This is a genomic window from Pleionea sp. WD8-19 (assembly GCF_055326765.1).
Map to the genome: position 1 here is coordinate 18220 of NZ_JBUZOU010000005.1, position 12465 is coordinate 30684.

Genomic DNA, 12465 nt, shown 5'->3' on the forward strand with positions numbered 1-12465 from the left:
GTTTTTTCATGCGTGCAATTATTGTTCAAGTTTTGCACCAGCATATCTCTTATTTGAGATTGCCCCATTAAAAGCGTTGTACTTGAACGGACTATACGTATAATCAACTTCGACTATATCAATCTTTATTCGAGATACATTAAGTTTAAACTCGATTGATATATGATCAGTTTAAAATTTTAAAATAGGAAATCTAATGAAAAAAAAATTATCTTTAGTAGCGGGCGCAATAATTAGTGCGCTTTCCATGCACACAGCAGCTAACGCAACCGAGCATACGAACCACTATAGCCAGGTAGAAAAAACGGCAAGTGAATTTCGTACCACTATCAATTGGTATAACGGCACAAATGCAATGTACATATCAAGTACATTTGAATGTGTCGATAAAGAAACCATTCATGAGTTCCACAGAATTTACGCGAACTCTTCTAATGGCCAATGGTTTGGAAACGACTTTGATTACGAATTTGTAATACTGAGCCCAAACCCCGAAGTTCCCTATATCTATAGCCCTTACAAATATTCATTTAATACCGATATGCTTCATTATGATGATGGTACTGTCATCCCATCTGGATTTGCAGTCGAAAATTATCGCCCCTATACTGCCTTAACAGGTAGAGCCGAAAGAGTGGTCATACCGTCTTGGCCCGACAACGCAGGCTGGGGAATTGCTAGTTACGTTTCCGCTGATTTAAAATGTAACGAAATGTCGACTGATAAACCGGATATCATTTTACCTCCACCACCTCCTGAGTGCTACGATGTGCGTTCATCTGAGCAAACTCAAACTCGCTATACGAACAGCTTTCGCCCACCTCGTGAGTGCTATTAATGACACTGTTTAAATAAGCCTGTACAACAAGCTTGCTTTTTAAAAAGTAAGCTTGTTGTACTTAGCCGACTGTAAATATTTAGCGATTCCGCAGCTAAATAATGCGGTTAAGTACTAACTCTCTTTACTCTTCTGAATCAAAAACGAATGAAACAACTGCTCCGAATGCCATGGCGTAATATGAACATATTTTTGTTCTTCAATTAACTCAAATTGTTTGCCTAGTAATATCATAATGCGTTCAGGATCAAATTGCTGGATCGGCAAACCGCTACACTTTTCAGGACCACCCACAGCAAACGTAGAAATAACGGCGTAACCACCAGAATATAATGTATCAGCAATACACTTTTGATACGCTAATTGCTGCGAGCTTTCAGTTAAAAAGTGTAGCACCGCGCGATCATGCCAAATATGAAATTGACGTGGGGGTTTAAACTGCGTGATATCACCATCCCACCAATCCACTTTACTCCCTAAATCCCCCATGTTCTTTTTATTATTGATTAATGCCTGTTTGGAAATATCGATAACGGCACAGCGATCCAACTGTGAATGCTTTTGCTGTAAGTGAAACATGAGTCGTGAAGTGCCACCACCTACATCAATCACACTGGGAGACTCAAACTCAGCAATCACTTTTTCTATAAAAGCTAATGATTCTTTTGGAACTTCCTGATGCCAACTGAGTTGTTGCTCTTCTTTGTTCTGATAAACGTTCTGCCAATGAGTTTCAGCTGAAAAGTGTGGCGCTTTATTTGGTGTTTGCTTCGACATAGTTGAATAGGCGTTCGATACACTGAACATCATTATGAGAAGAGCGCTAGATAATTTCAACGAAAAATGAGCGGCAAATATACGTTACAACAAAAGGAAAATTATGGAAGACTATCAAAAAATGTAAATGGCACGGATGGATTCCCTGCGATTTTCCGATTATCCATCATGGTTTTCATATTAAATACGTTTCGATACACCAATAAAAAACCCGCTTCGGCGGGTTTTTTATGCGAATGGCAATAACTAAAACTAAGCGTCTACCGTTACCTGGTTCACCACAGGAATCGTTACCGTATTCGCTTTAGCTTTGTACTCTTCCATTTGATGGAAATTCATGTACTTATAAATATCATTCGCCATGCTGTCGATGTCTTTCGCATAGACCATGTACTCTTCAACTGACGGTAATTTACCCATAACCGCTGCAACAGAAGCCAATTCGGCTGACGCCAAATAAACATTTGCGCCCTGTCCTAATCGATTTGGGAAGTTTCTCGTTGACGTAGAAACCACCGTAGAGTTAGGAGCGACACGCGCCTGGTTCCCCATACACAATGAACATCCGGGCATTTCCATTCGCGCACCAGAGCGACCATAAATGTTGTAATAGCCTTCTTCCATTAACTGGTGCTCATCCATTTTGGTGGGAGGAGCCAACCACAAACGAGTTTGCAACGTACCCGGCTCTATTTTGTCGAGTAATTTACCGGCCGCTCGGAAATGCCCGATGTTGGTCATACAGGAACCGATAAAGACTTCGTCAATTTTGTCGCCCGCCACTTCACTCAATAAACGAGCGTCATCCGGATCATTCGGCGCACATAAAACAGGCTCTTTTAAATTCGCAAGATCAATTTCGATCACGGCTTCGTATTCAGCATCGGCATCCGCTTGCATTAGTGATGGATTCGCTAACCACTCTTCCATCTTCTCAATACGTCGACTGATGGTTCGCTCATCGCCATAGCCGTTAGCAATCATCCACTTAAGTAAAACAATGTTCGACTGTAAATATTCAGAAACAGAGTCTTCAGAAAGTTTAATGGTACAACCCGCGGCAGAACGTTCAGCCGACGCATCCGACAATTCAAATGCTTGCTCAACGGTCAGATCTTCCAAGCCTTCAATTTCCAAAATGCGACCAGAAAAAATATTTTTCTTGCCAGCTTTTTCTACGGTGAGTAGCCCTTCCTTAATGGCATAATAAGGAATCGCATGCACGAGGTCACGCAATGTAATACCAGGTTGCATTTCACCTTTAAAGCGAACCAAAACCGACTCTGGCATATCCAATGGCATAACGCCTGTCGCAGCAGCAAAAGCCACCAAACCGGAGCCCGCTGGAAACGATATACCCATTGGGAATCGCGTATGCGAATCACCACCTGTACCTACGGTATCAGGCAATAACATTCGGTTTAGCCAGCTGTGAATGATGCCGTCGCCAGGACGCAAGGAAACACCGCCACGGTTACGAATAAAGTCAGGAAGTGTGTGCTGTGTATCCACATCAACCGGTTTGGGATAAGCCGCTGTATGACAGAAGGATTGCATAACCAAATCGGCAGAAAAGCCTAAGCAAGCTAAATCTTTCAACTCGTCGCGCGTCATTGGACCCGTAGTGTCTTGCGAACCAACCGTGGTCATTTTGGGTTCGCAGTATTGACCAGGACGAACGCCTTCAACACCACACGCTTTACCCACCATTTTTTGAGCCAACGTGAAGCCTTTACCGGAATCAACAACATCGCCCGGTTTACGGAAAAAGTCAGCTTCCGGTAAACTTAAAAACTCACGTGCTTTCGCGGTTAAGCCACGGCCAATGATCATTGGTATACGACCACCCGCTTGAACTTCATCCAACAGCACATCCGTTTTTAAACTGAACGTTGCAATTTCTTTTCCGTCTTTTTCAACTCGACCTTCGTAAGGGTAAACATCAATGACATCACCCATATTCATATCGGTAACGTCAACTTCGAAAGGCAGCGCACCAGCATCTTCCATCGTATTAAAAAAGATAGGCGCAATTTTACCACCTAAACAAAAACCACCCGCTCGCTTGTTCGGTACATAAGGGATATCGTCACCGGTACACCAAAGCACAGAGTTAGTGGCCGATTTACGTGAAGATCCTGTGCCGACAACATCACCCACATAAGCAACGGGATGCCCCTTCTTTTTCAAGTCTTCAATAATTTCTAATGGGTTGCCGTCGATTCCATCACGTGGATTTTTTAACATTGCTAACGAATGGAGAGGAATATCGGGACGTGACCAGGCGTCTTGTGCAGGAGATAAATCGTCAGTATTGGTTTCGCCAGGTACTTTAAAAACAGTCAATGTGATTTTATCAGCCAGTGCGGGCTTACTTTTAAACCATTCGGCATCGGCCCAGGATTGAATCACAGCTTGTGCAACATCGTTGCCGGCTTTGGCTTTATCGGCAACGTCGTGGAAGGCGTCGAACATCAACAAAGTATGCTTTAGCTCTTCACCTGCTAATGGAGCCAAATCTTTATCATCCAACAACTCGACTAAAGTAGCGATGTTGTAACCACCAAGCATGGTTCCCAATAGCTTTACCGCTAACTTTTTATCAACTAAAGGAGAAGTTGCCTCTCCTTTCGCAATGGCCGATAAGAAGCCGGCTTTAACATAGGCGGCTTCATCAACGCCTGGAGGTACACGATTTGTAAGCAGCTCAACCAGAAACGCTTCTTCTCCGGCCGGTGGATTTTTCAGCAACTCGACTAACTCATTGACTTGCTCAGCGCTGAGAGGCTTGGGCGGAATACCTTGAGCGGCGCGCTCTTCAACATGCTTACGATAGGCTTCTAACACGTGCTGTTCCTCATTTTTAACTACATTTGTCGATAAAGATGTAGATGACTTCTAAACCAGTTTAGACGTGAACCATAGATTTTCACGTCAACTTGATGAAATTTGGGTGCATAATTATACCGGATCTGGGAGGGAGAATAAATTGCTTCCAGGTGCTTAACTTATTCTAAATATTCAGTTTTTTGATGAAAAATCGTTCAGGACTGCACCAAAAAGCACCAATTGGTCGTCATCATCATTAATTTTCTCGCAACACCGCCATATCCGCTGCGGTATCCACACTGAAGGCGGCTTCCTTACAAGGAACAGAGCGTAAATCGGCCAGGTGTTGATTAATCAACTCGTCGAGCTCTTGTTCTGATTTTAACGCGGTCAATTCATAAAAAAATCGACGTGGGAATATCGCAGGTATGGTAAAGCGATCCTCACATTCCGTAGCAATGATGCAATTGCTTTCTTTTTCTGCTTTCTCAATCATTCTTTTGTAGTGCTCAACAGGAATAAGTGGCTGATCACAGTACATTAGCAATACTTTGCCACTGTTAAACTCGTGTTTGATAGCCAAGCCCACGGAGCTATTAATCCCCTCTTCCCAATTGGCATTATACAAATTGTTAACTTTAAAGTGAGTTAGCTCGGCATCGATTCGATGGTGATTGGCGCCGGTTACCACCGAGACATTATCCGATAACTGGCACGCCTTATTACAGGCATGAGCGATTAAGGTCATTCCATGAAAATTTATCATCTGCTTAGAAACGCCCAGCCGACTCGAAGGCCCAGCAGCTAAGATCACAATGGACAAATCAATCATAAATCTCCGTTTTTATAATCAATCAGTATATTGATCAAAGCATAGCAGATAGTTTAAAAAGCGCAGCAAACAATTGGATTGCGCCAAAAAGAGAAAGTAAAGAAAAGAGAACTCCCGGGGTAAGAAACTCCGGGAGAGATGAAACTCTTTTAAAACGCGGCCAACCCTGTTTGCGCACGCCCTAGAATTAACGCGTGAATATCGTGCGTCCCTTCGTATGTATTCACGGCTTCCAGGTTCATCATATGGCGGATCACATGAAATTCGTCATTGATGCCATTGCCACCGTGCATATCTCGCGCCGTTCGCGCGATTTCGAGTGCTTTGCCACATGCATTGCGTTTTACCAATGAAATCATTTGCGGTACAAAACGTTTTTCATCGATCAAGCGCCCGACTCGCAGTGAAGCCTGCAGCCCTAAAGTGATTTCGGTTTGCATATCCGCCAGCTTTTTTTGCACCAACTGAGTCGAAGCTAATGGTTTACCGAATTGTTTACGATCCAAAGTGTATTGACGTGCCGCATGCCAACAAGCCTCAGCAGCGCCCATAGCTCCCCAAGAAATCCCATAACGAGCCATATTCAAACAACTGAATGGGCCTTTTAATCCGGTCACCTCTGGGAACATGTTTTCTTCCGGTACGAACACTTCATCCATTACGATTTCGCCAGTGATAGACGCTCGCAAAGAAAACTTGCCTTCGATTTTTGGAGCACTGAGTCCTTTCATACCTTTTTCAAGCACAAAACCGCGAATTAAATCGTCTTCGGTTTTAGCCCAAACCACAAACACATCGGCGACTGGCGAATTAGTGATCCACATTTTAGTACCGGTTAAAACATAACCACCATCTACTTTCTTCGCACGTGATTTCATGCTGGCCGGATCGGAGCCCGCATCCGGCTCGGTTAAACCGAAACAGCCTATGTATTCTCCGGTCGCTAACTTAGGTAAATACTTTTCGCGTTGCGCTTCAGTACCAAACTTATGGATAGGATACATAACCAGCGACGATTGCACGCTGCACGCAGAGCGGTAGCCAGAATCGACTCGCTCCACTTCGCGAGCAACCAAACCGTAGGCAACGTAACTGGTTCCGGCACAACCGTAGCCATCTATGGTAGAGCCTAACAAGCCTAGCTCGCCTAACTCTCGCATAATTTCCACATCGAAATGCTCATGGCGATTGGCTTCCATTACGCGGGGTAATAATTTCTCTTGCGCGTATTGATGCGCCGAATCGCGGATCATGCGTTCTTCTTCGGTTAACTGATCATCCAATAACAGAAGATCGTCCCAATTCGATAAAACTCCACCTGACATAGTGTGCCTTCCAGTAATGATTAGATTTGTTGTGATTATAAGGTTCTGAGTTATTGTGTGATACTCAGACCAGTTCGTTTTATAGTGCGCCGTATTATATGTTAATTCAGCAGCAAATTCGAAGGGCAAAATCCACTGTGCGTGAACACAAGCGGTTTCGACAGCCTATTGATTTAAAACGCTTTTCCAAAGCGTTTTATGCTGTAATGCAATATTAACGAGCGCAATGTCGTCTTTAACGACTTAATAATAAAGTATCTAATTTATGCCGAACCTTTTTGTAAATGAACTCGTGTCCCGCTTCATTTGGATGCAATCCATCGGTTGCTAACATAGCATCAACATCAAACTCTCCAATCAGATCAATCATTGCGACTTCGTTTTTACAAGCCAAATTCTCCAACTCACAATTATAAAGCGCAATATCTCGACTAAAACGCAATTGCTGATAAACATTAATCTCACCATCATCGGCATTTGCTATAGGTAAAATATTCAGCAATAAGGGTACCGCATTCATTTGCTGACAAATCGATAAACAATGTTGAATGTGCGAACCAAAAATACCCAATGGCACTCGGTTTTTATCTTTGTGGATCACCAAATCATTAATGCCGTACTGCAGTAAAACCAGGGTATTTGCCTGCCGAAAATAACGCCCTTCAATTTCAAATTGAAAACGACGCTTTAGTCCATCGGTTGTCTCACTGCCAACACCAAGGTTATAAACACTGACTTTCTGTTCAATTGATGTCCGTGTTTGCATCATAAATTGTTTTAACCGATCGGCCCAACCTCCGTAAGGATCCGACTCTCCTAAAGTAATGCTGTCGCCAAAACATAAAACTCGATTCATCGTACCATCTGTACTCCATTATTCGTGTGCAAATAAACTGGACGAATAAATATCTATCTGCAATCATTTTAGACATTGAAAATGTACCATTCACTTTATGACTATTCTGTTTGAAACTATAGGTATTCTTCACTCACCCTACAAAGAAAAATTTGCGATCCCTCGTCAGCCCGGACTGGTCACAGAAATAAAAGCAGAGTTGGAGCTTATTCCACCTTTCAATCAAAAGGAAAGTTTAAAGGGCATTGAGCAGTTTTCACACCTGTGGATATTATTTCAGTTTCATCAAACCGCGGACAAGTCATGGTCGCCTTTAGTTCGACCTCCACGCCTGGGTGGCAACGAAAAACTGGGAGTGTTCGCTTCGCGCTCAACCTTTCGCCCAAATCCTATTGGCATGTCGGTTTGCAAACTGGAATCGGTTGATTTTCAACAACCCAACCCGAGATTAATTTTATCGGGTGTGGATATTCTTGATCAAACACCTATTGTAGATATTAAACCTTATTTACCTTACGCCGACGCCATATCCGACGCTCACGCAGGTTACGCACAAAAAGTGCCAGATGTATCCAAGTCCGTTGAGTTTTCAAGACAAGCACAACACCAGCTGATACAACTGGATAAACAGTACCCAAAACTTGAAAAGATTTTAACTCAAATATTATCGCAAGATCCACGACCGGCTTATAAGCGATTTCAAGCGGATGAACGCATCTACGGTTTCAAACTTTATGATTTGAATATTCAGTGGCATGTAACGCAAGAAACCATTCAAGTATTAACTATCGATGTTTTAGAGCAAACAAAAAACGAGTCCCATGACAACTAATGATCAACATACCGATGAATCATTTGTTGTTTACGACGAAGGCGATACTTTGTATCGCGCCATGCTCGATGCGATTAAAAACGCAACGTCTTCCATTTCTATGGAAAGTTATATTTTCGCGGCCGATGAAGTCGGCTGGATGTTTGCTGATGCGCTAGTCCGAAAAGCACAGCAAGGTGTGTTGGTTCGTTTACATATCGACGCTGCTGGCTCAAATTTAACGTTTAGTCGACAATTAAAAAAACACCTGAAAAAGAATGGCGTTAAACTCAAATTCTTTCATCATTGGCAATGGCGACGACCACTCAGGTACAACCGGCGCAATCATCGAAAGCTCTTAATAGTTGATGAAGCCACCGCTTTTTTAGGCGGATTTAATATTCATCGCGAAAATTCATTGGAATACTTTGGAGAAGCGCGTTGGCGTGATACACACATACAATTGACTGACGGCATTGTGTCAAAGCTTCAACTCAGCTTTGACAGTTTTTGGTCGGCTCGCACTCACAAAAACTGCAACGTATTAGAAGATAGATTTGATATTATTTCAAATAATAACAGACGATTACGCCGTGTATTTAAACGTCGCATTCATCAAATGCTGCTATCGGCTAAAACATCCGCATTTATTACCACACCCTACTACGTTCCCGACTTACGATTACAACGCTTATTGATCGCAGCAGCTAAACGAGGTGTCGACGTTCGCTTGCTGGTACCTTTTAAATCAGATTTCAAGCTCACCAGTTGGGCAGCGCAAGCAGCTTATACGGAACTGTTAGCCGGCGGGGTTCGCATTTTTGAATATCAGCCGCGTATGCTTCATTCGAAAACCATTGTGGTCGACAATGAAAAAATTATGATTGGTTCCGCTAATTTTGACTATCGTAGCTTCTTTCTTAATTACGAGCTTACTTTGTTTTCGTCACTGCCATCACTGGCTAAAAAACTCACCTCATTGTTCGAAGATGACCTGACTCACTCTGATGAGGTTGAATACGAACTTTGGAAGAACCGACAGCGCTTGCGTTATATTTTTGAGTTTATTGGTTGGTTTATGCGACGTTGGTTGTGAGCTATTTGTGCTTCTATTTTAGTTCTTAATTGCACAATTATGTGTAGGATGGGTGGAGCATTGCGTAACCCATCTCTTTAATTCATTAAAATGATGAGCTAGCAACTACCCACACTACTTTAGATTGAACTAATACTTTAATTTCCAATGTTTAGCTGCAACTATGAGGTAATTAAAATGGTGTAAAGCCCTCCAAATCGGATACGCAATTCAATTGCAATACTTATTTTACTTCTGATATTTCCAAATACTTCCCTTCGCTTCTCGATACTCGCCATAAATCACAGAAGTTGCATCTTCAGAAACATCAAACAAACTCGCATTCTTTTTATCGTATGGAAAAAGTAATTCAACCATTTCACCGTTTCTAAGATATTGGTACACCCCAGGAGAATCCATCGATAATCTTTCGATGTAAATTCCATTTTTATGTAACTGCCACCATGAATAATCATCACGCTCTTCTTCTGAAATTATTAGCTTTTTAGTATTTAACAACAACTGCTTCCGCCACACTCCTTTGTCATGATACTTAGTATAAAAAAGTGCCTGTGAGGCATCATCCAACTGACCATAATAGCCACCGGAAAACGTCAGTCGCTGTAAGTTATTTCCGTTACTATCAACGGCCCAAATATCCCAATCGCCGCTCTTATAACTACCAAATGTTATTAATTTTTCCTCTGTACTAAATCGAGGAAAAGTAATTGATTGACTGGACTCAAATATCAATTCGGTATGGCCGGTTTCATATGCTACAGACCATATTTGGTTACTAGTACTCTCCCAAACGATGAGTTTCCGTTCGCTTTTCGACCAATCCAAAGACGTAAAATTGAACGATTCTTTAAAAGAAGATAAAGGCTTTTGATTACTACCGTCCAAATTAGAAACCCAAATTTGCTGTTTACCACTTCGATCAGAAATAAATCCGAACTTACCTTCGCCATCCAGGAATATTGGAAAACTATCCTTTGCGTCGGACTCTGATAACTTGAGCAAACTCTTGTGTGTATTGTCATGTACCCAAATACTCGAAAATTTGGCGGATTTTACCACCGCGATGCTGTTATCACTCGGTATAAACGTTGCGTTTTTAAAGTGCTCACCGTTCAAAACAGTATTTAAGTCTCCAGACTTAGTGTCCAATGAGGCCAATTTGTTCTTCCAAACAAGTAATAGCTTGGATGTTTCCAAAGACCAACTAAGTGACTTAACACCCCATTCAGAAATATGAAATTCTTTTAGATCTTTGCTGACTGCATCGAGTACAAATACCTGCTGCTTATAAGGACTCCACCGAATAAACGCTAATTGATTGGAAAGATAGCTAAAATCAAACACTCTGTCTCCCCAACTACTATTAGCAGGAAAAGAGAGTTGCTCTTTCGAACCTGAACGAAAATCAATTTGATTTAGTTGAAATGGGGACTCTGCGCGTTACTTTTCGGCTAGGTAGAGGATATTCCCATCTTTCCCCCACCGAATCATTGAGGGTGGAAATTTGGGATTACAGTTAACAAGTTCTTTTGGTTTGAACTGATTAAGCATCAAATCATCTATTTGAATCTGCTTGATACTACAGTAATCTTTGTCCGCACTTATATAAGTGATTTGTTCAGAATTTGCGCTAAACGTTGGGGATAGAAACTTTGAAGTATTTACAGACGGATACTGCCAGGTATTTTTTGACTCAAGTGATGTTAAATGTAAGCCTGCATACTCTCCTTCTTCGTTTTTGTGCGAATAAACCATATATCGGCCATCTCTAGAAATTGAAGGCTCGTATTCAGTACCAACTTCATTAGTTAATTTAGCAGTTTCTGAAAATGTGTATTCAGACTCAATTTTTAGAAAAAAATACAAAGCAATTGCTAAAAGAGCTAAGAATAATCCAACTAATGCAATCATTTTGTGATTATCTAGAGAGCTATTTTGGTTTAACAGGAAGCTTTCTTCTTCAACCGATTCTTTGAAGCGATATCCTCGCTTATTTATCGTTTCGATATATTTGGGCGACCTAGCGGTATCTTGAAAAACCTTTCTAAGTTGCGCAATCACCCGATTTACCGACGAATCACTTATTATCGCACCTTTCCAGGCTAGCTCTATCAGCTTATCTCTACTAACAACTTGCCCTCTGCATTCGAGCAAAACCACCAATACTGCCATTGCTTTCGGCTCAAGACTTGTAATTTCGTTTTTATAATGTATTTGATTACTTTCTGGACAGATGATTCTTTGACCAACTTGAAACTGCTTTGTCATTATTTTCATATAATTGAACGTGTTGGTACGAATAATACCTAAAACCTGCTTAAATAACGAGCATCAGAATGCTTTCCGAACATTTTCATCATGACTAAAACCATTCTTTTAACTGAATATTTACCCCGCAATATTGCAATCACTCAATTTAGAATCGGAGACGTTATGAAAAGTTTATTTTTATTCGTGTACTTAAGTATTGCTTTCACTACTATCGTTAAAGCAAACGCTCAGGTCGACGACCACACTACGGCTTATCAAACCGTAGTTTCTTGGCAAGAACTTTGGGATTCCAATAATGGAGCTAGTTCAAATCAATATGTTTCTGAGGAAATGATTTCAGCGGTTCCTTTAACAGAAATTATACAATCTCTGACCGAACGACGCGTAAAGCTGGGATCAATTGAGAAACGAAAACTGATTAAGTCTGTGCCTCACGGTAAAATATATAGCTTTCCAAAAGCTGAATATGTCGCCTTCCATTTTATAGCAGATTACGAAAACCAAAAAAACGTAAAAGAAGTGGTCCGTGTCATAAAGGAAAAAGGGAAGTGGTTGATAATTAGCGATTTAATGCAAGATTAAATGCTGTCTTTCGTCAATGTATAAAGTTTAGACTTTAGCCACCTTATCGCGAGCTACCCTGTTAGTCTCGCGAAATTATCCGTCATCGGTCCTTCAGCCCAGAAGCTATCGCCTATTGCCGAATCATTGTCTTTATAACTGCGCAAACATAGGTATTTTTGAGTGAGTATTTCAGTAGTTTTATGAACCTTTCATACACTCCTGACTTATCTTCTTAATAGTATTCGCGGTGTGATTCGATATACTTC

General features: G+C 41.5%; 11 protein-coding genes. 4 read left to right on the top strand and 7 right to left on the bottom strand.

Translation table 11 applies throughout. From position 1 onward, the window contains the following. Window positions 1-196 precede the first annotated feature (196 nt). Window positions 197-838: a hypothetical protein gene (locus ACTUJY_RS07475; protein WP_463615449.1), complete on the top strand. Its 642-nt coding sequence runs from the start codon at window positions 197-199 to the stop codon at window positions 836-838. A 114-nt stretch (window positions 839-952) separates the two neighbouring features. Here the strand turns inward: ACTUJY_RS07475 and ACTUJY_RS07480 are convergent, their stop codons facing one another. From ACTUJY_RS07480 to ACTUJY_RS07500, 5 genes are all read right to left on the bottom strand, one after another. After that, window positions 953-1615 carry a class I SAM-dependent methyltransferase gene (locus tag ACTUJY_RS07480; protein WP_463615450.1) on the bottom strand — a complete coding sequence of 221 codons (663 nt, stop codon included), beginning with the start codon at window positions 1613-1615 and terminating at the stop codon, window positions 953-955. Between the two features lie 252 nt (window positions 1616-1867). Further along, entirely contained in the window at window positions 1868-4462 is a 2595-nt protein-coding gene (gene acnB, locus ACTUJY_RS07485) for a bifunctional aconitate hydratase 2/2-methylisocitrate dehydratase (RefSeq protein ID WP_463615451.1), read from the bottom strand. Between the two features lie 238 nt (window positions 4463-4700). Further along, window positions 4701-5276: a nucleotidyltransferase family protein gene (locus tag ACTUJY_RS07490; RefSeq protein WP_463615452.1), complete on the bottom strand. Its 576-nt coding sequence runs from the start codon at window positions 5274-5276 to the stop codon at window positions 4701-4703. Window positions 5277-5425: 149 nt separating this feature from the next. After that, window positions 5426-6601, bottom strand: a complete 1176-nt coding sequence (locus ACTUJY_RS07495) for an acyl-CoA dehydrogenase (RefSeq protein WP_463615453.1) — start codon at window positions 6599-6601, stop codon at window positions 5426-5428. 235 nt (window positions 6602-6836) lie between these two features. Next, entirely contained in the window at window positions 6837-7457 is a 621-nt protein-coding gene (locus ACTUJY_RS07500; RefSeq protein ID WP_463615454.1) for an SGNH/GDSL hydrolase family protein, read from the bottom strand. A 97-nt stretch (window positions 7458-7554) separates the two neighbouring features. On the opposite strand from ACTUJY_RS07500, the gene tsaA reads away from it, so the two are divergent. Together tsaA and ACTUJY_RS07510 are read left to right on the top strand one after the other, a co-directional pair. After that, window positions 7555-8289: a tRNA (N6-threonylcarbamoyladenosine(37)-N6)-methyltransferase TrmO gene (gene tsaA / locus ACTUJY_RS07505; protein WP_463615455.1), complete on the top strand. Its 735-nt coding sequence runs from the start codon at window positions 7555-7557 to the stop codon at window positions 8287-8289. Then, the gene (locus ACTUJY_RS07510) at window positions 8279-9364 is read left to right on the top strand and encodes a phospholipase D-like domain-containing protein (protein ID WP_463615456.1); all 1086 of its coding nucleotides are present in this window, start codon (window positions 8279-8281) and stop codon (window positions 9362-9364) included. Before tsaA ends, ACTUJY_RS07510 begins: the two co-directional genes overlap by 11 nt. Window positions 9365-9592: 228 nt before the next feature. On the opposite strand, the gene ACTUJY_RS07515 is transcribed toward ACTUJY_RS07510, so the two are convergent. Beyond that, a complete protein-coding gene (locus ACTUJY_RS07515; RefSeq protein ID WP_463615457.1) occupies window positions 9593-10708 on the bottom strand; it encodes a TolB family protein in 1116 nt (371 codons plus the stop codon). 96 nt (window positions 10709-10804) lie between these two features. After that, complete coding sequence (locus tag ACTUJY_RS07520; RefSeq protein ID WP_463615458.1) at window positions 10805-11632, bottom strand: winged helix-turn-helix domain-containing protein; 828 nt, start codon at window positions 11630-11632, stop codon at window positions 10805-10807. Between the two features lie 90 nt (window positions 11633-11722). Between ACTUJY_RS07520 and ACTUJY_RS07525 the strand changes: the two genes are divergently transcribed. Beyond that, on the top strand, window positions 11723-12217 hold the full coding sequence (locus ACTUJY_RS07525) for a DUF4019 domain-containing protein (RefSeq protein ID WP_463615459.1): 495 nt from the start codon (window positions 11723-11725) through the stop codon (window positions 12215-12217). Window positions 12218-12465: the final 248 nt, after the last annotated feature.

Excerpts from the sequence above, each read along its gene's own strand:
- ACTUJY_RS07475 (WP_463615449.1), top strand. The coding sequence starts at position 197 with ATGAAAAAAAAATTATCTTTAGTAGCGGGCGCAATAATTAGTGCGCTT.
- ACTUJY_RS07480 (WP_463615450.1), bottom strand. The coding sequence starts at position 1,615 with ATGTCGAAGCAAACACCAAATAAAGCGCCACACTTTTCAGCTGAAACT.
- ACTUJY_RS07490 (WP_463615452.1), bottom strand. The coding sequence starts at position 5,276 with ATGATTGATTTGTCCATTGTGATCTTAGCTGCTGGGCCTTCGAGTCGG.
- ACTUJY_RS07495 (WP_463615453.1), bottom strand. The coding sequence starts at position 6,601 with ATGTCAGGTGGAGTTTTATCGAATTGGGACGATCTTCTGTTATTGGAT.
- ACTUJY_RS07500 (WP_463615454.1), bottom strand. The coding sequence starts at position 7,457 with ATGAATCGAGTTTTATGTTTTGGCGACAGCATTACTTTAGGAGAGTCG.
- tsaA (WP_463615455.1), top strand. The coding sequence starts at position 7,555 with ATGACTATTCTGTTTGAAACTATAGGTATTCTTCACTCACCCTACAAA.
- ACTUJY_RS07510 (WP_463615456.1), top strand. The coding sequence starts at position 8,279 with ATGACAACTAATGATCAACATACCGATGAATCATTTGTTGTTTACGAC.
- ACTUJY_RS07520 (WP_463615458.1), bottom strand. The coding sequence starts at position 11,632 with ATGACAAAGCAGTTTCAAGTTGGTCAAAGAATCATCTGTCCAGAAAGT.
- ACTUJY_RS07525 (WP_463615459.1), top strand. The coding sequence starts at position 11,723 with ATGACTAAAACCATTCTTTTAACTGAATATTTACCCCGCAATATTGCA.